The sequence below is a fragment of the Aquabacter albus genome (genome assembly GCF_040049275.1).
Taxonomy (GTDB): domain Bacteria; phylum Pseudomonadota; class Alphaproteobacteria; order Rhizobiales; family Xanthobacteraceae; genus Aquabacter.
The window spans coordinates 351,788-373,660 of the sequence record NZ_JBDZDT010000006.1; the positions used below are offsets into that span (position 1 = coordinate 351,788).

General features: G+C 65.5%; 7 protein-coding genes. 5 read left to right on the forward strand and 2 right to left on the reverse strand.

The genetic code is table 11. The annotated features are described in order from the left end of the window. Nucleotides 1-836 precede the first annotated feature (836 nt). The 5 genes from ABLE91_RS17360 to ABLE91_RS17380 all read left to right on the forward strand — a co-directional run bounded on the left by ABLE91_RS17360 (nt 837) and on the right by ABLE91_RS17380 (nt 18,784). Entirely contained in the window at nt 837-12,845 is a 12,009-nt protein-coding gene (locus tag ABLE91_RS17360) for a cadherin-like domain-containing protein (protein WP_348932684.1), read from the forward strand. A 60-nt stretch (nt 12,846-12,905) separates the two neighbouring features. Then, on the forward strand, nt 12,906-14,465 hold the full coding sequence (locus ABLE91_RS17365) for a TolC family protein (protein ID WP_348932686.1): 1,560 nt from the start codon (nt 12,906-12,908) through the stop codon (nt 14,463-14,465). A 64-nt stretch (nt 14,466-14,529) separates the two neighbouring features. Further along, nucleotides 14,530-15,300 carry an efflux RND transporter periplasmic adaptor subunit gene (locus ABLE91_RS17370; protein ID WP_348932688.1) on the forward strand — a complete coding sequence of 257 codons (771 nt, stop codon included), beginning with the start codon at nt 14,530-14,532 and terminating at the stop codon, nt 15,298-15,300. Continuing rightward, a complete protein-coding gene (locus tag ABLE91_RS17375; RefSeq protein WP_348932690.1) occupies nt 15,297-16,631 on the forward strand; it encodes an efflux RND transporter periplasmic adaptor subunit in 1,335 nt (444 codons plus the stop codon). Before ABLE91_RS17370 ends, ABLE91_RS17375 begins: the two co-directional genes overlap by 4 nt. Beyond that, nucleotides 16,616-18,784, forward strand: a complete 2,169-nt coding sequence (locus ABLE91_RS17380; protein ID WP_348932691.1) for a site-2 protease family protein — start codon at nt 16,616-16,618, stop codon at nt 18,782-18,784. Before ABLE91_RS17375 ends, ABLE91_RS17380 begins: the two co-directional genes overlap by 16 nt. Nucleotides 18,785-18,848: 64 nt before the next feature. On the opposite strand, the gene ABLE91_RS17385 is transcribed toward ABLE91_RS17380, so the two are convergent. Beyond that, nucleotides 18,849-20,810: a methyl-accepting chemotaxis protein gene (locus ABLE91_RS17385; RefSeq protein WP_348932693.1), complete on the reverse strand. Its 1,962-nt coding sequence runs from the start codon at nt 20,808-20,810 to the stop codon at nt 18,849-18,851. Between the two features lie 516 nt (nt 20,811-21,326). Continuing rightward, the gene (locus ABLE91_RS17390) at nt 21,327-21,794 is read right to left on the reverse strand and encodes a Ros/MucR family transcriptional regulator (RefSeq protein WP_348932694.1); all 468 of its coding nucleotides are present in this window, start codon (nt 21,792-21,794) and stop codon (nt 21,327-21,329) included. Nucleotides 21,795-21,873: the final 79 nt, after the last annotated feature.

Genomic DNA, 21,873 nt, shown 5'->3' on the forward strand with positions numbered 1-21,873 from the left:
TCCGCCTCTTCATCCTGGAAATTTCGTCCGCACCGCAGGCCCCGAAAATCGCAAGGCCATTGCTGCTTCGGTGGGCACGAGAAGTCTCGCCACGGTTTTCACCCACTCAGATCTAAATTATTATAATACCTCCATAAATGCATCTGAGTACCGGGGATCAACTCACGCAAGCGTGAACCTTGCCGCGATTGCCCGATCTGCAGAACAATCAAAACGAAGCCCGCCCGAATATAGAAAACCATAAACTGCAACGCACATATAATCTTACAACATCGGCGAAAACTTCCGATCTCCAGCGCATTTTCGCAGTACATTTTCACTATACATCAATATTTTGATGACAGTTTTATGATTTATATTAAACACTATCATCTCTAAAAATATACACACCCGCCTTAAATTCACTAAACATGCAATCATGCATCATGATATTCGATTATTTTATCGAATATAACGCACTTTGTACTCATTATGCATTTTTATCTATACTATGATTATAAACGCCCGCCAAATCTAATCTAACTAAATATAAGAGATCGCTCATTTTAGAGCGCTATATTAAATATAGTTCTCATGCAAAACGCTCACTCTTCAGTTTATGAAGACCACACGGAGCTTCTATTTCACTATATTGAAATTATAGGGCGAGTCGGCTACAAATCGATTTCGTGTGAGCGGTAATCTGGTCCGCACCAATTTTTCATCGGCCGTCAGGGGACGGCGTCATTGCACAGCCCGAAGTGGGCCTCGGCATTGTGCCAATGGGGGAAATCATGAAGCGCGACGAAACCTTCGCCGGGAAATCCGTCCGGAATCGGGGGAATTCGCGTAAGGGAATGCCAGCGGCGAGCCTGACGCTCGCCCTTGAGCCGCGCTTCATGTACGACGCCGCCGGCGGGGCGACCGCCGCCGCCGTGGCCAAGGCGGCCGAAGCTCCGCCCGCCCCTCCCCCGGCCGATCATGCCGCTGAGAGCGCGGCGAAGGATCAGGCCAATCCGGCCGCCGTCGACAAGCCGTCAAACACCACGCCCGGCGACGGCGCGAAGCACACCGAAGTGCCGGCCGATGTCGGACCGTTCGGCAGCAAGGGCGAGGCGCAGCTGGAGAAGGCGGCGGCTCAAGGAGCCACCCCCATCACCGAGATCGTGTTCGTGGACGGTCGCCTGCCCGACCTTGGCGCGCTGAAGGCGCAGCCCGGCGTGGAGATCGTGGTCCTCGACCCCGCCAAGGATGGTCTCGCGCAGGTGAGCGACGCGCTCGCCGCGCATAAGGGCGACCTCAAGGCGATCCACTTCGTCGGCCATGGCGAGAACGGGGAGTTCGGCATCGGCACCACCACGGTGGATGCGACGACCCTCTCAGCCAAGGCCGGCCAGATCGCGGAGTGGGGCTCCGCGCTCACCCAGAACGGCGACATCATGATCTGGGGCTGCGACGTGGCGCAGCTTCCGGGCGGCCAGGCATTCATCAACAGCCTCTCCTCGCTGACCGGCGCGGACGTGGCCGCCTCCACCGACGCCACCGGCGCCGCCACGCGCGGCGGCGACTGGGATCTGGAGGCCAAGACCGGCTCCATCGAGACGGTCGTGCCGTTCGAGATGGCCGCCGCGGCCGCCTGGGATCATTTGCTGGATACCCCCACCGTCACGGGCACCGCAGACGTGCTCCGTGTGGCGGAGCCGAGCGTGCTCAACGATCCGGGTGCGGACACCGGCTCGCTGTCCGGCTGGCAGTTCACCAGCTCCAACACGGGCGACCAATTCACCGTGCGGGCAACGATCGGCGATACCACGGTCGGCACCCTCCTCAACGGCAGTGGGCAGGGCAGCGCAATCGCCGGCGGCTGGACGTTCACGGGCACCTTGGCGCAAGCCAATGCGTGGCTGGACCAGATCTCCTTCAAGGCTGCAGATGTGGAGCGGGGGGCGACTTCGGGCGCCACCACCCTCACCCTTCAGATCACGAACCAGACGGACGGGGCTCACCCGACCAGCCAGCGTTCCATCGCTGTCGAGGTCACGCCGTCCAACGATCCCGTGCTGGTGTCCGACAGCATCATGACGGTGCAGGAGGGATCAACCGGAACGGCGGTGCCTGTTTCCGCCTTGCCGGCGGCCGATCCGGAAGTCACCGCGGGGAGCCAGAATCCTTCGCAGATCGTCTATCGCCTGAACGCGAACCCGATCTATGGCTACCTGACCCTCAATGGGACGCGCATTGGCGTCGGCTCCGTCTTCACGCAGCAGAACGTGATCGACGGCAACCTCGTCTACGTGCACACCGCCACCGGCGCCACCCAGAACACCGACGATACCTTCTCCATCCTGGTGAACGACGGCGCGACCCCGATCGCGCAGTCGGATTCCGCAACGGTCACGGTCGACATCACGCCTGTGAACCAGGCGCCGTCGATTTCCGGCGGTGGCGCGGTCTATGAGGGCCAGCCGGCGAATGCGACCGACGGCGGCGTGCCGCAGTCCGTGGTGGGCAACTTCATCACCGCCGACGGCGGCGGCGATCCCACGGACACCGATAGCGCACTCAACGTGCGGATCACCTCGCTCGCCGAGCACGGCACGCTCTACTTCACCGGCACGGCCATTGTGAACGGCGTGACCCAGAACTTCGTCAATCACCAGATTACCCAGTCCGAGATCAGCACCGGATCGGGCTTCCGCTTCGCTTACAATGCGCGCGGCGGGCTGACCTATGCCAATGACGGCGTCGACAATACCGGCGGGGGCGATCCCAATCCCCAGCGTCCGGAAGACGACAGCTTCGGCGTCGAGGTTACGGACGGCGGCGGTGGCACCAGCCCGTCTGCCCCGCTGAGCGCCACCTCGACCATCGACATCACCGTGCGCGCGGTGAATGACGAGCCGGTGTGGGTGGAGAGCAGCACGCTGGCCGCGTCGATCGACAGCTCCTTCATGGTTCAGCTCAACACGGCGATGCTGAACGTCACGGACGTCGATTCGAACCCTGAGAATCTCACCTTCCGCGTGACGAGCCAGGCCGGGCTCGATCAGGGCCGTCTGGTCTTCAAGGACGGCGGCACCGAATACTTCATCCCCAATGGCGGCACGTTCACGCTGGCCGACGTGCTGGCGGGGCGCGTTTATTATTACCAGATGGCTGCCGCCACCCTCGGCGATACCGATACGTTCAATTTCCAGGTCCTCGACAACGCTATCTCGCCCCATTGGGAGGCGAACGGGAACCAGTTCGAGCGTCTGGGCGGCGTTTATACCGGCCAGGCGCCGGCCGATACGCTCCGCAATTTCCAGTTCACCATCAACCTGCAACCGACCCCGACCGGCACGGGTCTCGGCGGTGGTTTGCCTGATCTCGGCACCGTCGCCTCGCACAACTCCTCCGACTATGCGGGCACGAACACGGCAGGCGTGGCGCAGGGCACCCTTCCCGAGGGTGGCACTGTTGTCCTCACCGATGGGAGCGGGTCGAATCCCGGCCTCAGCTACGAGGTCGACGGCGTTGCGCCCGAGCAGGTCGTCTATACCGTCCTGGCCTTCAATGGCGGTGATTTCGGCGCGTGGAACGGCCAGCTCCAGAAGTTCGTGAACGGTTCGTGGGTGACCCTCGGCGTCTACGACACCTTCACCCAGGCTGACCTCAACAACAGCAATGTGCGCTTCGTCCATGACGGCGGCGAGGACTTTGAATCCAGCGTAACCCTCAGTGCGTCCGCAGGTGTCCTGGTCGATAGCGGTGGCGGCGTGCTGGCCCCCGACGCGTGGGTCACCGACTTTACCTTCTATGTCCAGCCCGTGAACGATACGCCGACGGCGGCCGGTTCGTCGGTGAACGTCGTCAATGAAGGCGCCACCTTCTACATCACCACTGCCCAGCTGAGCTTCGCCGATCCGGACGATGCCAACAGCGAAAGCTACCTTGAAGGCTCGGCCACGCTGCCAGGCGGGGGCGACAACTTCGCGTATAATAACGGCAGCCAGCTCACCTTCAAGATCACCGATCTGCCCGACAACGGCGCCCTGCAATATTGGGACGGCGACAGCTGGGAAGTGGTGATCGGCTCGACCGTGCTGGAAGCGAGCTGGATCACCGGCGATGCCGGTACCACCCGTCTTCGCTATGTCCACAATGGCGGTGAGACCAGGCTGGATACCTTCCAGGCCCAGGCCACCGATCGCTGGAGCGCGACGTCCACCACTGCGTCCGTCGGCTTTGTGGTCACGCCGCTCAACGATCCGCCGCAGATCGCTTCCGATCCGACGCAGGCCGATCCCACCGGCGTCATCCCCGCCACCGGCTCGGGCGGCAGCGCTGCGAACCAGCCGCTGGAAATCGTCTATGAGGGCTCGTTCGAGCGGATCACCTCGGCAATGCTCCAGGCGGTGGACCCGGACAGCACCAACATGCAGGTGCAGTACCGCATCACGGGCGCCCCGGCGCACGGCCGCATCGCCTATTCGACCGATGGCGGCCTCACCTTCACGACGATCAGCGTCGGCTCCTCCTTCAGCCAGGCGGACGTCGATGCGGGCCGCATCTACTACCTGCACAATGGCGATGACCCGACCAGCACGGGCTATCCCGCCACGCCGGACGACAAGTTCACCTTCACGCTCTCCGATGGCGCCGCGGAGCAGACCGCGCGCGAGTTCTGGATCTATGTGAAGCCCTCGAACGACCAGCCCGTGGTGACCGCACCTTCGGGGCCGATCGATTCCACGAACAACCAGACCGACATCCCCGGCTTCAGCGTCTCGGATCCGGACCTCGCGGTCGTCAATCCCACCTATGAGACCGACTACATCCAGGTGACCGTCCGCCTGCTGCATGAAAACGGCACGGCATTCACCGCGGGCGAATACGCCGACGTGACCATCGACGTCGACACCGCCATCACGCAGGACGGAGACAAGAACGGCATCAACGACTATCTGGTGCTGCGCGGCACGCGGGATGAGATCAACGCGGCCTTGGCGACGCTCTCTGTCGCGTTCTCGACCGACCACGATCAGACTTATCAGGTTCAGGTGATCGCAGACGACCGCCTGCGAAATGCCGATGGCAGCTTCAAGGACGTGGACACCGGGACCGGTGGCACCCAGTACGGCGGCAATGGCGGCGGGACGGTGAACCAGCCGTCGGTTGTCCTGACCGGCCAGGCCACGCCAGTGATCAACACCGAGCTGGACTGGTACAGCGCAGTCGTTCCGACCTTGGCGCTGCCGACATCCGACCCGCTCTACCATCTCGCGGGCAACATGAACGCGGCGGCGGTGACGATCCGCGCCTCGACGGTCAATGATCCCGCGGGTCTGACCGGAAACGGCACCGCCACCGTCTACGAAGACCAAGCCACGCCCATCGGCAGCACGATCAACTTCAACATTTCCGACGCGGAATCCGATTCCTTCGGAACCCCGGTGACGGTGACGCTCTCAGTGCCCAACGGCACGCTGAACGCGGGTACACAAGCCGGCATCACGGTCTCTGGCCGCAACACCGGCACTCTGACGGTCACCGGCATAGCCTCGGATATCGAGGCGTTCCTCAACAGCTCCCTGACCTACAAGAGCGCTGCCGACGTCAACCACGACCTCAATGGCGCCGACGCCGGCGACGTGACGCTGACGGTTTCGTTCAGCGATACGGGCTCCAACATCGGCAGCAGCGGCGCCTCCGCGAACCCGCCGAACCTCGAAATCGGGCTGACCATCGTGCCGGTGAACGACCGGCCGACGGTCTCGGGCGGGGGCGATACGGTCCCGCTCACCGGGCCGACGGACGTCGATGGCTTCCAGGTCGCCGACAAGGACATCAGCGGTGACGGCGGAAACGTCGCCGATGGCGAATCCGATTTCCTTGAAGTGACCATCCGGCTCACCGACGATGCCGGCAACCCGCTGGACCTTGCCTCGTACAACGGCACGAATGGCATCATCAACATCACCTCCACGGCCAGCGTGCCTGGGCTGGTGGTCGACAGCACCTATGACGGCACCGGCAGCGCGCTGGTGCTGCGCGGGACGCGCGATCAGATCAACAGCTATCTCGACGGCCTCCGGGTCGAGATCGGCGGCGGACTGACCAACACGGACGCGCACTACCATGTCGAAGTGATCGCGGACGACCGCGAGCGCGACAGCGGCACGGGTGCTCTCGTGGGCACAGAGGCGAACGGCGGCGAGAACGACAATGCCGGCAACGGCACTGCGGACGTGCCCACCGCCGAGTTCGATATCTATAGCGACACCACGACCGAGATCCTCGCGCTCGGCCTGACGCCGAACGTCAATTTCGCCAATCGTGACGTGTTCCCGACCTCGGTGAACGACCCCGCGCATGTGGACGTGCCGGCCCAGCAGCAGAATGAGGGCGGCTCGACCTATCAGTTCCACGACATCGCCATCACGGATTCGGATGCGCTCAGCGACGACCTCACCATCACGGTGACGCTGGAAGCCGGCTTCAACATCGTGGAGGCGGACGGTGCAGCGGTTGGGCCCGTGGGTACCCTTCAGTTCACCGGGTCACTCAGCGAGATCAACGCCTGGGTGAACAGCCTCAAGGTCCAGCTCCCGAACACCGACGGCGCCCGCACCGACTGGAACGGGGACTTCGGCGTCACCATCGTCGTTAACGACAACGGCAATAATGGCGGACGGCCGGGCAGCCTCACGGGCGATACCGATAATCCCGATGCCAACCCCGGCGACTTCGCCTATGCGGATGGCTCGAGCAACATCCTTGTCACCACGCGCGAATTCAGCGTCACCATCAACGCGGTGAACGATGCGCCGGTGGTGGACAACAGCGGCGGCACCGCCGAGCACCTGCCCGCCATCAACGAGGACACGGCGGCCGCTTCCATCACTGGCGATACGGTCTCGAACCTGTTCTCCGGCTATTTCACGGATGGTACCGACCAGATCACCGACGGCTCCGCTCAGGACGCCTTCGTCGGCGTCGTCGTGACCGGCCTCACCACCAACGCCAACCAGGGTGTCTGGCAGTATTCGACCGACGGCGGCACCTCATGGACCGCCATCGGCCCCCGGACCGATGCGACCGGCCTTTACCTGCAGGCTGACGCGCTGGTTCGTTTCGTGCCGGCGGACGATTTCCACGGCACGCCGGAGCAGCTCACCGTCCGTCTGGTGGAGAACAACGTCGGTGGCGGAAACGATCCCATGTCGGGTTCGACCACCTCGCCCACCAACGGCGGAAACGTGGACGTTTCCGGCGCCAACAATGGTGGCACCACCCGCTACAGCGCGGGCACGGTGACGCTCGACATCCATGTCGACAACGTCAACGACCAGCCCACCGTCAATAACGGGACGCTGCCGTCGGTGGTGGAAGACACTGCCAACCCGGCCGGCCAGACCGTGACCCAGCTCTTCGGCGGCTCGTACAGCGACGCAACCGACAACCAGTCGGCGGCCCCCATCGGCGGCGAGAATGCCGCCGGTGCCCTCGGCGGCATCACGATCGTCGGCAACAATGCCAGCGCGGCCGAAGGCACGTGGCAATATTTCGACGGCGGCGTCTGGAACGACATCCCGACCAGCGGGCTCGACGAGAGCAACGCGCTGCAGCTGACCACCTCCACCCTTATCCGCTTCCTCCCTGCCGCGAACTTCAACGGCACGCCCGGCGCCCTGGAGGTCCGCGTGACCGATCAGGCCGTCGCGTCCAACGGCTACGCGGACATCAGCGGCGCCGTGGACGACACCGCGACCAGCACCAGCCATTGGTCCACCGAGCGGACCCTCAGCACCATCGTCACCCCGGTGAACGATGCGCCGGTGATCGGCGGTACGACGCTGGACGGCGTCACGCCGAGCGTCACCGAGAACGCCAGCGTCGGCACCGGTACCACCTCGGTCAACCTGATCTCCAGCGGCTCGCTGAGCGACGTCGACCTCACCACCACGCCCGGCCTGTCTGCCGGCGTGTTCGGTGCCGGCCAGATCGAGATCACCCTCGATGCCTATGTCACCGGCGACCGGCTCGAAGTGACGGGCCTCCCCGCGGGCGTCACCATCGATGGCACGGAGAACGGCGTCGGCCGCTCGCTCATCATCCATCTCGATGACAACACGACCGTTGCCGAGGTGCAGGCGATCCTCAACGCCATCACCTTCCGCAACACCACCGACAACCCGACCAATTACGGAAGCAACGACACCCGCACCTACCATGTGCAGGTGCGCGACGGCGTGAACACCGACCCGGATGGCGACACGGCCGGCACGGGCGGCTCGCTCGCCTCCAACATCCTCACCGGCACGATCCTGATCGCCCCGGTCAACGATCCGCCGGTGGCGGAAAACAACGTGAACACGGTCGCCGAGGATGGCGCGCCGGTGGGCGGCAACGTCATCACCGACGGGACGCCGCTCGACAGCGATCCGGACAACACCGTTCCCCAGCTGTTCCTGACGCAGGTGTCGAACGGCGTCGATCCGGCAGTGACGCCGACCGGCGGCGTGATGGTCGTCGAGGGTAAGCACGGCACGCTGACCATCAACGAGGATGGCACGTATACCTACACGCTTAATCCCGACGACCCGATTGTGAACGCGCTCAAGACCGGGGAGACGCTGAACGACGAGGTGTTCACCTACACCCTGTCCGATCCCGATGGTGGCACCGACACCGCGACGCTGACCATCGACATTACCGGCCATACGGACAACACACCGGCCATCGCGGCTGTGGACGGCAATGCCGGCGCCACGGGCGAGAACACGGTGAGCGAGGCCGGCCTGCCGACGGGCACCGATCCCTCGGCCACCAGCGAAACCGTGAACGGAACCATCACGGTCGATGCGGCCGATGGCCTTGCGAACATCATCATCTCGGACGGCGTCGACGACACCGTGACGCTCGACGTGACGGACCTTGCCGGCCTGTCGCCTTCGACCCCCGTCACCATCGTGACCGCCAAGGGCACCTTGGTCCTGAATGGCTTCACCCCCGGCACGGATATCGGCGGCGTGCCCACCAGCGGAACGCTGAGCTACACCTACACCCTGACTTCCGGCCAGGATCACTCCGGTAGCCCCGTCACAGACGTGTTCAACCTGACTGTCACGGATGCCGGCGGTGATACCGATACCGGCAACCTGACGATCCTGATCCAGAACGATGCGCCGATCGCACGGGCCGACACGAACGAGATCACCGAAGACACATCGTCGACGGTTGGCGGCAACGTGTTCGGCGCGACCGGCGCCAGCTCCACCGACGTGGCCGATACCATCGGCGCGGACGGCGCGCATGCCCCCGGTCCTGTCACCGGCGTATCCTTCGGCGCGACCGTCGGAACGGTGGGCGCGTCGCTGACGACGGCCTATGGCTCCATCGTTCTCAATGCCGATGGCAGCTACACCTATACGCTCAACAACGGCAACGCGACGGTCAACGCGCTGCAGACCGGCGACACGCTCACCGAGGTGGTGACCTACACCATCACGGACGCTGACGGCGACACGTCCCAGACGACGCTCACCATCACCATCCACGGCAATTCGGATGGCACCGGCCCGAGCATCACCCCCGCCGACGAGAACGGCTCCGGCGTCACCGGCCAGAACACGGTCAACGAAAGCGGCCTGCCGGGCGGCACCCTGGAAGCGGGCAACGGCGAGACCACCGACGGCACCATCGATGTGTCGGCACCGGACGGCCTCGTCTCCGTGACCGTGGGCGGCACGGAAATCCTGCTGGCCGACATCGAGAACCTCGGCACCACTCCGGTCGTTATCACCACCCCGGATGGAACGATCACGCTGACCGGGTTCGACGTGATCAGCGAGGTCGGCGGCGTGCCGACCCATGGCACCATCACCTACACCTACACGCTGGCGGACAATCAGGATCACACGTCCGGCACCGTGACCGACAATATCGCGCTGCAGGTCGATGACGCCGGCGGCGGCTCGGCCTCCGGCACGCTGACCATCCTGGTTCAGAACGACGCGCCCATCGCGCGCAACGACACGGCGGCCATCACCGAGGGCGGTGTGGGCACCGTGGACGGCAACGTGTTCGGTGGGGCCGGCGCCGGTCCCGGCGACGTTGCCGACACCATCGGCGCAGACGGACCGTCGGTCCCCGGCGCCGTGACCGACGTGGCGTTCGGCTCGACCCCCGGCACCGTGGGCGCCTCGCTCACGCTGGCCTACGGTTCCATCGTCCTCAATGCAGACGGCACCTACACCTACACGCTGGACAACACCAACGCGGCGGTGAACGCCCTCAAGGACGGCGATACGCTGACCGAGGTGGTGACCTACACCATCAAGGACGCGGACGGCGACATCTCGACGGCCACGCTGACCATCACAATTGGCGGCGACACCGACGGCACCCCGACGATCGCGCCCGACGACATGAACGGAAGCGTGGGGGGAGAGAACACCGTCCACGAGAGCGGTCTGACCGACACTTCGGGCGATCAGATCACCACCGGAATGATCCAGATCACCGCGCCGGACGGCGTGAAGTCGATCACGGTCGGCGGCGTCGAGGTCCCGTTGAGCGACCTCGACGACCTTGGCACCACTCCGGTCGTCATCACGACCCCGGCGGGTACGATCACGCTGACCGGCTTCACCCCCGGTACGACCGTTGGCGGCGTCCCGACCAGCGGCGAACTGACCTACACCTATGAGCTCATCAACCCGCAGCACCAGCCGGGTGCCACACAGAGCACGGATCCGATCCCGCTGATCGTCACCGACGCAGGCGGCGACACTGCCACCGGCACGCTCACGATCACCATCATCGACCACGTGCCGCACGCGGTGAACGACACCGCGAGCATCACCGAGAACGCCTCGCCTGCTACGGTGAGCGGAAACGTCATCACGCCCAACGACACGTCGGGCGCCGATGGCTATCCCACGACGGGTGGACTGACGGGGCTGGTCTTCGAGGGCAATCCGAAGACGGTCGGCACCAGCTTCCAGACCAGCTTCGGCTCCATCGTGATCAACGCCGATGGCAGCTACATCTACACGCTCGACAACACGAACCCGATCGTGACGGCGCTGCGGGATGGTGACACGCTGACGGAGAAGGTGACCTACACCATCACCGACGCGGACGGCGACACGTCGACGGCCACGCTGACCATCACGATCAACGGCGCCAACGATGCGCCGGTCACCCCCGGGGACTTCGTGAGCGGCCGCGAGGACACGCCGATCGTCTTCACGCCGGCGGACTTCACCTCCACCGATGCGGAAGGCGACACCCCCACGGCGATCCGCATCACGGACCTGCCGCCGCTGGGTGCGCTCTATCTCGACGGCATTCTCGTGACCCCCGGGACCGAGGTGTCCATCGCCGACATCGCCGCCGGCAAGCTGACGTATCAGCCGGCGCCCGACGGCAACGGGCCGAACTACACCAACTTCACCTTCCAGGTGAGCGATGGGCTGACGTTCTCCAACCCGGGCAACATGCGCATCGACATCGTGCCGGAGAACGACCAGCCAGAAGCCACCGGCTCGGTCACCCTGCCGCCGGTGGACAACAGCCCGGGCGAGAAGCCGGGCAACACGTTCGGCGACCTGCTCACAGGCAATTACAACGACCACAAGGACGACGTGTCCGTCAGCCACGGCACGGACGGCGACACGCCTCTGACCGGCGTCGCCATCTCCGGCAACGGGGCGACCCCGGACCAGGGCGCCTGGCAGTACAACCTGAATGACGGCAACGGCTGGCAGCAGATTCCGAGCGGCGGCCTCAGTGAGGGCAATGCCCTGGTGCTGCCGTCCACGGCCCAAGTCCGGTTCGTGCCGGCGACCGGCTTCAGCGGCACGCCGGGCCAGCTCTCGGTCCACCTCTCGGACGGCTTCGCTTTCCCCGGCGTCGGCTTTGCGGATCTCACCGCGGTGGCGGCCGGCGCGCCCGGTACCCATACCGGTGGCTGGTCTCGCAGCGCAGTTCCGATCTCCATCGGCGTCGTGAATGTGCCCGGCAGCAACGAGGCCGCCGACATCGACACCCGCGGGTATGACAAGTGGGGTGTCATGACCGGCTTCCGGCCTTACGCCGTGGCGCCGCTGGCGGAGGGTGGCTTCCCCTATCTCGAAGGGTGGCCGATCCATCGCTACACCACCACGTGGCAGGGCATCTCCCAGCAGGTGATGTTCCGCTTCTCCGGCGACACCAACCAGAGCAACCTGTTCTTCGAGGCGACACTCGGCCGGAACCAGGCGCTGCCGAGCTGGGTCTCGTTCGATCCCTACACCCAGACCGTCATGGCCTTGCCGCCGGACGATGTGGAGCCGGGCGTCTACATGATCCGCGTGGTGGCCCGTGATTCGACCGGTCATGAAGCCGAGTCGACCGTCACCATCCATGTGCTGCGCGACAACAATAAGAGCCTCGACACCGCCAAGGTGAGGATTCAGCCGCCCGAGATCACGCCCCCGGCGGATGAGCCTGAGCAGCAACAACAAGATGAGCCGAAGCAGCAAGAGAATGCGCCAGCGGCACCTGATGCCGCTCCTGCAAACCAGGAGGAGCAAAAGAGTACCGACAATCAGAATAGCGACCGCGAATCGGTCGAATACAAAACGGCGAATCTGACATCTCTTCAGGAAATCGCAGTTGATTCGTCGCTACTCGGCGGTGCTGGAAAGATGTATTTTGGCAACGCTGGTGGAGATAAGCTTCCGGAGGCTCAGAAAATGAGTGGAGGAAGCGCGTCCGACTTGCATATTAACCCCTCATTAACCAAAACTTTGCTTAATTCGGGGCCAACAGGTCGGATGATTGAAGCGGCGCAACTCCTGGAAGCGCTGGCAGCGGACATGCGACCTCATCTGTAGCGGGGCGCCGCATCGGCCCCCGTCATTTCCGCCAGTTGAATTGCGAGATGAGGGGGGTTCATGCACACGCGCATATTCGCGGCAGTTCTTTGCCTAGGGCTCGGCGCCTGCGCCATGGCGCCGGAACCCTTTACGGTCGAGGAAAACGTTGCCCGAGCGTCCGCCGACCGGGCGGAGCTTGAGAGCTATAGCCCGCGGCCAACCAGCCCCATCTCGCTGGAAGAGGCGCAGGCCCGTGCGCTTGCCTACAACCTCGACAACCGCCTGCAGATGTTCAACGCGACCCTGCAGGATCGGCAGCTCGACCTCACCCGGCTCGACATGCTGCCCAACCTCACCGCTAATGCGGGCTATGTGGGCCGCAACAAGGATCTGGTGAGTTCGAGCGCCAGCTACCTCACCGGCACTATCACGCCGTCGAACTTCGAGACCGTGTCAGTCGACCGCGACCGCACCTTCGGCGACCTGACGCTCTCCTGGAACATCATCGACTTCGGCGTCAGCTACATCCAGGCCAAGCAGCAGAGCGATCGCGTGATCATCGCTCAGGAGCAGCGCCGCCGGGTGATCAACAACATCTTCCAGCAGGTGCGCGCCTCCTACTGGACCGCCATCGCCGCCGAGCGGGTCATCCCGCGTCTGCGTCCGCTGCTGGTGGAAGCGCGGAGCGCCCTCGAGCAGTCCCGTGCCGCCGGCGCCGAGCGCTCGCAGGACCCGGCAGAGGCGCTGCGCTACCAGCGCGGCCTGATGGAGCTGATCCAGCAGCTGGAATTCATCGAGGACCAGCTCTCCATCGCTAAGACGCAGCTCGCCCAGCTCATGGGCCTGCGCCCCGGCACGCCTTATCGCCTGGCATCCCCCTCCGGCTCGCCCTATGTGCCGGGCGTGAAGCTCACCATCGACGAGATGGAGCGCGTCGCCCTGATCAACCGGCCAGAACTGCGTGAAGAGGGCTATAACGGCCGCATCACCCAGAATGAAGGCCGCCGCGCCCTGCTCCGGCTCATCCCCGGCGTGACGCTCCTCGCCTCCATGAACTACGACAGCAACAGCTACCTGCTGTTCAACGACTGGAACGAAGTGGGCGCCCGCCTTACCGCCAGCCTCGTGCGCATCATCTCGATCCCCGGCGTGATGAAGCTCAACGACGCCCAGGCGGAGATCGCCGATTACCGGCGCCTGGCCATGTCCATGGCGGTCATCGCCCAGGTGCAGATCTCGGCCCGCCAGTACGCCATCGCCCGCAAGTCCTTCGAGCGGTCCCGCGACATGGCGGACATCAATCGCCGCATCGCCGACCTCCAGTCGAACACGCAGGAGGCCCAGACCACCTCGAACCTCGACCTGATCCGCGAGAAGGCGAATGCGGTGCTGGCGGAGCTGCGGAGCAACCGCTCCTATGCCGACCTCCAGAACGCCGATGCGAGCATCTACATGACCCTCGGCCTCGATCCGCTGCCGGCGGACGTGAAGGCGGCGAGCCTGCCGGAACTGGTGACGGCAATCCGTCAGCAGCAGAAGGAATGGAGGACGGGCCGCATCCCGGTTCCGGTCTTCACGCCGCCGCCCGCCGCCACGGCGGAGGCCGCTCCGGCGGTGGTCGTCGCCGCCAAGATGTGAGACACTGAGGTATTAGCGCGCCGCTTCTCCCCGAAGCGGCGCGTAACATTTGGACCCATTGCCGATGTTGCCGTTCCGTCGCTTCCTGCCGATCCTGGCGTTCATTGCCGCCCCCGGTATCGCAACGGCTCAGAGCCCCAGTGACGTGGATGTGCGCGCGCAGCTCACCCCCCGCTACGCGACCATCCTCTCCAGCGAAATCGTTGGCCGCATCATCTCCCTGCCGGTGCGCGAGGGCGAGACCTTCCAGAAAGGCCAGGAGCTGGTCGGCATCGATTGCGCCAGCTACCGCGCGAAGCTCGGCCAGGCCGACGCGCAGGTGAGCCGCACCGAGCGCAAGCTCGAAGCATTCCGTTTCCTCGACAAGCGCGGCGCCACGGGCAAGGTGGAACTGGACCTCGCCGAGATCGATGTTGAAGCGGCGCGGGCGGAGAAGGAACTCGCCGCCATCGACGTCTCCCGCTGCAGCATCCTTGCGCCCTTCTCCGGCAGCGTCGCCGAACTGAAGGTGAAGAACCACCAGTATGTGAACCTGGGCGAACCCATCGTCGAGATCCTCAGCGACCGCGAGCTGGAAGTGGAGCTTCTTGCACCGTCCCGCTGGCTTGTCTGGCTGAAGCGGGGGACACGTTTCCGCGTGCGCATCGACGAACTGGGCCGCGACTTTCCCGCCGTGGTCACCCGGCTCGGCGCGCATATCGACCCCGTAAGCCAGTCCGTGAAGGTCTATGCGCAGGTGGAGGGCGACTTCCCTGATCTCGCTCCCGGCATGAGCGGGCTCGCGCATTTCCAAGCCCCGACGCCGGCCACGGCCGAGACCGCCCCGACGCGATGAGCAATCTCCAGACCCAGCAGCTGCTGCGCCTCACCGCGCTGCTGCAGCTTGAGAAGCGGGCACGGGGTGCGAGCCTCGAAGAGCTCGGCTTCGTCATGGCCAACGAGACCGTAGGCCTCATCCGCTATCGCCAGGCGCTGCTGTGGCAGGGCAAGCCGGCGGGCAAGGTCGTCGCCGTCTCAGGGGTGGCCGCGGCCGACCCCTATGCGCCCTATGTGGTGTGGGCGAGCCGGCTGTGCGCCCATCTCGACGGCCTGAAGATCACCGAGGTGCGCGAGATCGGTCCCGGCGACGTGCCCGAAGCGCTGGGCCGGGAATGGCACGAATGGCTGCCGCCCCATCTTGTCTGGGTGCCGCTCGGTGCCTCGCTCGGCGCGCTGGTGCTGGCGCGTGAGGAGCCGCTTGGGGAGGGAGACAAGGCACTCCTCTCCTATCTCGCCGATGCTTACGGCCATGCCTGGGGCGCCCGCCTCGCGCGCCGCAGCCTGCGCGCCCGGGCCGCCCATGCGGGCGGGGGCCGCCGCAAGCTGCTGCTGGCGGCACTGCTGGCCGCGGTCATCGCCGCCGGCTTCTTCCCGGTGCGCCAGTCCGTGCTGGCGCCGGCCGAGATCATCCCGCGCGACCCGGCCGTGATCCGCGCACCGCTGGAAGGCGTCGTCTACAACGTCCTCGTGAAGCCCAACGAGGAGGTTTCGGACGGGGAGGTGCTGTTCACCCTCGACCCGCGCCGCCTGCGCAACCAGCTCGAAGTCTCCACCCGCGCCATGGAGGCGGCGGACGCCGAGCTTCGCCAGGCGCGCCAGTCCGCCGTGGTGGACCAGAAGGCCCGCGCCACCCTGCCGACCCTCCAGGGCAAGGTGGACCAGCAGCTGGCCGAGGTGAACTATCTGAAGGACCAGCTCGCCCGCATCGAGGTCCGCGCGACCCAGGCGGGCCTTGCGGTGTTCGACGACCCGAACGACTGGCTCGGCCGGCCCGTGGCCATCGGCGAGCGGGTGATGCTGGTGGCGGATCCCGGCAAGGTGGAGGTGGAGGTGCGGCTGCCGGTGGCCGACGCCATCGACCTTGAGATCGGCAGCCCCGTGCGCCTGTTCCTGAACATCGATCCCGAGCGGGCGCGCGGCGCCGTGCTCACCTTTGCCTCCTACCAGCCGCAGAAGGGTGCCGACGGCGTGATGGCCTATCGGATCAAGGCCACGCTGGATGCGGGCGAGCCGCTGCCCCGCATCGGCCTGAAGGGCACCGCCAAGCTCTACGGCGTCGAGGTGCCCCTGGCCTATTCCATCCTGCGTCGTCCCATCTCGTCCGCGCGGCAATGGCTGGGGTTCTGAGCGCCGACGCAGCGGGCCCGCCCATGGGCGGGCCGCCGCCCGCAGACCTGGTGCCCCTGCGCGACGAGCTGGTGCTGGAGCGCGGCCCGACCCTGCGCGGCGGATCGCCCACCTGGACGCTGTACGATCCGGTGGCGAACCGCTTCTACCGGCTGGGCTGGCTGGAATTCGAGATCCTCTCCCGCTGGCACCTGCGCAAGCCCGCCGAGATCGCGGCCCGCATTTCCGATGAAACCCTCATCGAGGCCGAGCCGGAGGACGTGGAGCGCTTCGCGACCTTCCTCGCCAATGCGGAGCTGCTGCGGGGCGGGACCGTGCAGGCCACCCAGAGGATGGTCGGGCGCAAGGCGTCCATGCGCCATGGCTGGCTCACCGCCCTGCTGCACCATTATCTGTTCATCCGCATCCCGATCCTGCGCCCCGACCGGGCGCTCGGGGCGCTGGTGCCCATCCTGTCCTTCGTCTACACCCGCGCCTTCTTCATCGTGACGGTCCTGGCGGGCCTTCTCGGCCTCTATCTGGCGCTGCGCCAGTGGGACACCTTCTCGGCCTCCTTCCCCTGGTTCTTCTCCCTGGAGGGCGCGGCGGTGGCGGGCGCGGCGCTGCTGGCCTCGAAGATGCTGCACGAGCTCGGCCACGGGCTCACCGCCAAAAGGCTCGGCTGCCGGGTGCCCAGCATGGGCGTGGCGCTGCTGGTGCTGGCGCCCGTGCTCTATACGGACACCAGCGCCGCCTGGCGCCTGCCGGAGCGCCGCAAGCGGCTCGCCATCGGCCTTGCCGGCGTGGCGGCGGAATGCTGCCTTGCGGCCTATGCGCTGCTGGCCTGGAGCTTCCTGCCCGAGGGCCTGCTGCGCAGCGTCGTCTTCATCTGGGCCACCACCACCTGGGTGCTGACCGTCCTCATCAACATGTCGCCCTTCATGCGGTTCGACGGCTATTACCTGTTCGCCGACCTCATCGACGTGCCCAACCTCCAGGACCGCTCCTTCGCGCTGACCCGCCACAAGCTGCGGGAGATCCTGTTCGATCTGCGCGAGCCGCCGCCGGAGGTCTGGTCTCCCGACATGCGGCGGGTGCTGCTCGGCTATGCGGTCTGCACCTGGGTCTACCGCTTCCTGCTGTTCATGGGCATCGCCCTGCTCGTCTATCACATGTTCTTCAAGATACTGGGCGTCTTCCTGTTCGCGGTGGAGGTGTGGTGGTTTCTGCTGCGCCCGGTCGTGCGCGAGATGAGCGAGTGGGTGAAGCGCCGCCGGGGGCAGAAGATGAACGCACGCACGCTCCTTACCTTTTCCGTCTTCGGGCTTATCCTGCTCGGGCTGTTCATCCCCTGGCGCACCTCGGTGCATGCGCCCGCGCTGCTGGCGGCGCAGACCCGCGTGCGCCTCTACACGGAGGTGCCGGGCCAGGTGGCGAACATCCTGGTGAAGGTCGGCACGCCGGTGAAGGAAGGGGCGGCGCTGATCGAGTTCCAGTCCCCGGACATCTCCTACAAGCGCGACCAGGCCGTCCGGCAGATCGCCAGCATCACCGCGCAGATCCAGGCCGCATCCCAGGAGCCCGAATTCCAATCCAAGGCCCAGCTCCTGGCACGGGATCTCGACAGCGCCCGCGCCGCGCTCGCCGCCGCCCAGAGCGAGCGCGAGCGGCTGACCATCCGCTCGCCCATCGCCGGCACCGTGGTGGAGATGGCGGAGCCGCTGGGGCAAGGGGAGTGGATGAAGCCCAACGAGCTGGTGGCTATCGTCGCGGACCTCTCCTCCACCCGCGTCGATGCCTATGTGGACGAGGCGGACCTCGATCGCATCCCCCTGAAGGCCCGTGCCGAGTTCATCCCCACCAACATCGCCGCGCCGCGCGTGCCGGCGGAGGTCACCTCCATCGACGGCACGGCGACGCGCGCACTGGCCGACCCCGAACTGGCCTCCGTGAATGGGGGCGCCATCGCCGCCCGCCAGGCGCCGGGACAGGGCCAGAATGAACTCCTGGTGCCTGAAGTGCCGGTCTATCGCGTCACACTGACACCGACGGTGCATGTCACCCCGGACCATACTCGCACCGGCACAGCCATCATCGAAGGCTATCCGGCCTCCATCGCCGGGCAGGTCTGGCGCAAGGTGGTGAGCGTCATCATCCGCGAGAGCGGGTTCTGAGGGCCTGCCTGAACGCGCTCACGGAAGTCCGCAGCGCTGTGCCCGGGGATTAGCACGCAGCCCCTCACGCCGCTTCGATGCCTGAGAGGAACACCTGCATTTCGCGGCGCAGCTCGGCGGAGGTGCGGGCGAGGTCGCGGGCGGAGGTGAGCACCGCCGCCGCCGAGGTGCCGGTGATCGAGGCCGCGTCGCGCACATCGTCGATGCTGCGCGTCACATCGTCCGTCCCCTGCGCCGCCTGGGCCACGCGGCTCGCGATCTCCGAGGTCGCCGAATGCTGCTCCTCCGCCGCCGCCGCGATGGCGTTGGAGATGTCCGAGACCCGGCCGATGGTGGAACCGATGGCCTGGATGGCCCCGGCCGCATTCACCGTGACCTGCTGCAGCTCCTTGATCTGGGTGCCGATCTCCGTGGTCGCCTTCAGGGTCTGGTTGGCGAGGTCCTTCACCTCGCCCGCCACCACCGCAAAGCCGCGTCCCGCCTCGCCCGCGCGCGCCGCCTCGATGGTGGCGTTGAGCGCCAGCAGGTTGGTGCGGGCCGCGATGTCGTTGATCAGCGCCACCACCGTCTCGATCCGCTCGGCGCTGGTGGACAGGGCCTGCACGGTCACGTCGGTGTGGCGCACATCCTCAACCGCGTTCTGGGCGGCGCTCGCCGTCTGGCTGATCTGGGTGCCGATCTCGTTGGCCGAAGAGGAGAGCTCTTCCGCCGCCGCCGCCACCGCCTGCACGTTGGCGCCGGTGCTGCGCGCGGATTCCGCCAGCGAGCTCGACTGCTGGGTGGTGCGGGCGGCGGTGCTGGTCATGTCGTTGGCGGTGGTCTCGAGCTGCCCGGAGGCGGTGACGAGGGAATCGATGAGGTCGCCCACCTTGGCGTCGAAGCCCTGGGCGAGCTCGTAGAGCGCGCGGCGCTTCTCGGCCTCGGCGACGCCCTTCATGCGCTCGGCTTCTTCCTCCAGGTGGTGGCGCTCGATGGCGTTCTGCTTGAACACCTCGACCGCGCGCGCCATGTTGCCTATCTCGTCGGAGCGGCTGGCGCCGTGGATCTCCACATCGAGATCGCCGGCCGCGAGCGCGCCCATGGCCCCGGTCATGCCGGTGATCGGCCCGATGACGCGGCGCTGGACGATGACGAAGCCGGCAATGGCGATGACCAGCACGACGACGAGCGCGCCGCTCTGCACCAGAAGCAGGTTCTTCGCGACCGCGTAATTCTCTTCCGCATGCTCCTGCGCAAGCCGCATCGCCGTGTTCGGGATGGCCGTCAGGATTTCGAGCGCGACATTGCCGAGCCGATTGAGTTCATCATCGGAGATGGACGGCGGCTTGCCGGCGGCAAGCTCGTCATAAGCATTCTTGCGGTTCTTCTCGTAGTCCACGAAAACGCCGCTCTGCGCCTGCGCCACCAGTGCCGCCAGTTCCGGGGACACACCCGGCCGCGCAGCCAGATCCTTCACCACCGCCCAATGCGTCAAAGCCTGGCCATGCAGCTCGGACATCTTCCGGTCAAGCGCCGGAGAAATCTTGCCGGCATTGCGGGCGTCCGAGAGGTTTGTGCGCTCCAGGCCCACGCCGTCACGGGCAATCCAGGCCGCCTGCTTGATGGCCATCAGCTCCGCGGTCGTCGGATCCACCATGCGGACGGTCTCGCCGAGGGCAAAAGCCATGAGTTCGAGGCGCTCGATGACATCGGTCGCCGCCGCATTGAAGTCCTTGATGGTGTTCTTGGGACGCTGCGCCAGCGGCAGCGCCAGCGCGCGATCCGCCTCGGTCCGCAGGGCCTTCATCTTGCCGAGGCTCGCCGGCAGGTCCGCGAAGGTTTCCGGCTTGCCGTTGGTGCAATCGAGTTCGCGGCACAAGATGAGCACACGCGCCAAGGCGGGATCAGCCTTGCTCTGGGCGTCCCTGATCATGCTGAAGAAGGCCGGGGACGCGGGCTGCTCGGCGGCGAGCGCAACACGCGTCGGGCCGCGCTGGATGCGGACATTCTGCAGCACCGTGAACATCTCGCGGCCGGCTTCGGCCACGCGAACGACACGCGCGCTTTCTGCGATCTGATTCAGGTTGTGATAGATAAGAAAAGCAAGTATGGCGATAGAAATCGCTGCCATGGCGCCGAACAGCACGCGCAGAATGACAGCAAGCGACAAGCTCCTGAAGAAGGTTCGGCCGCTATTTCCGGGGCGAAACGTAAGCGCGGCATTGATCATGCCGCTTGGCAGATTGACGGCTGCCACCCCAGAATTTGCGGACACTGTATCCCCCCTCAAGCAAGAGCTTGTTTCGCAAGCCTAGGGAAACGAGGCTTGTGCGAGGCTATCGCTTTAAAAGTCGTCTAACAGACGAGGGGCAGCGGCGCAGGGATCAGGCTGTCGAGAGGCGTGGTGCGGCCGGCGAAACAGCGCACATGCACAGGCAGGTTGGGAAGGGACACGCCCACAGAACTGTGCCCGGCGAATCCGCCGGGCCGTTCGATGCAAACCAGATCACGCTCCTGGCTGGCGGCGGCGCCGATGGCGCCCCCACCAGAAGGTTCGGCAGGCTCAGGAGGCCTTGGCCCGCCTGGAGGGCGCCTTCACAGGCTTGGCTTCCACCGCTTTCCTGCGCTGCTGGCCCAGGCCCATCTGCTTGGCAAGTTCCGAGCGCGCCGCTGCGTAGCTCGGCGCCACCATCGGATAGTCGGCCGGGAGGTTCCACTTCGCGCGGTAGGCTTCCGGCGTCATGTCGTAGGTGGTGCGCAGGTGGCGCTTCAGCGACTTGAACTTCTTGCCGTCTTCCAGGCAGATGATGTAGTCGGGCGTCACCGACTTCCGGATCGCGACGGCAGGCTGCTGCGGCTCGGCCAGAGGCTCACTGCCCTTCGAAAGGCCGGTGAGTGCGGCATGCACGTTGTTGATCAGGGCCGGCAGATCCGAAGGCGCCACGGAATTGTTCATAACAAACGCCGAGACGACATCTGCTGCGAGGCCCAGGTAATCGGGACCATTTACGGGTTTGAGTTCGTCGGCCAATGCTTCCTCCTAATCCATGAAGTGTCTATGTGACGAAGGAACGCGATTTCTGCAACCCTCTTCAAGTAAAATATACCTG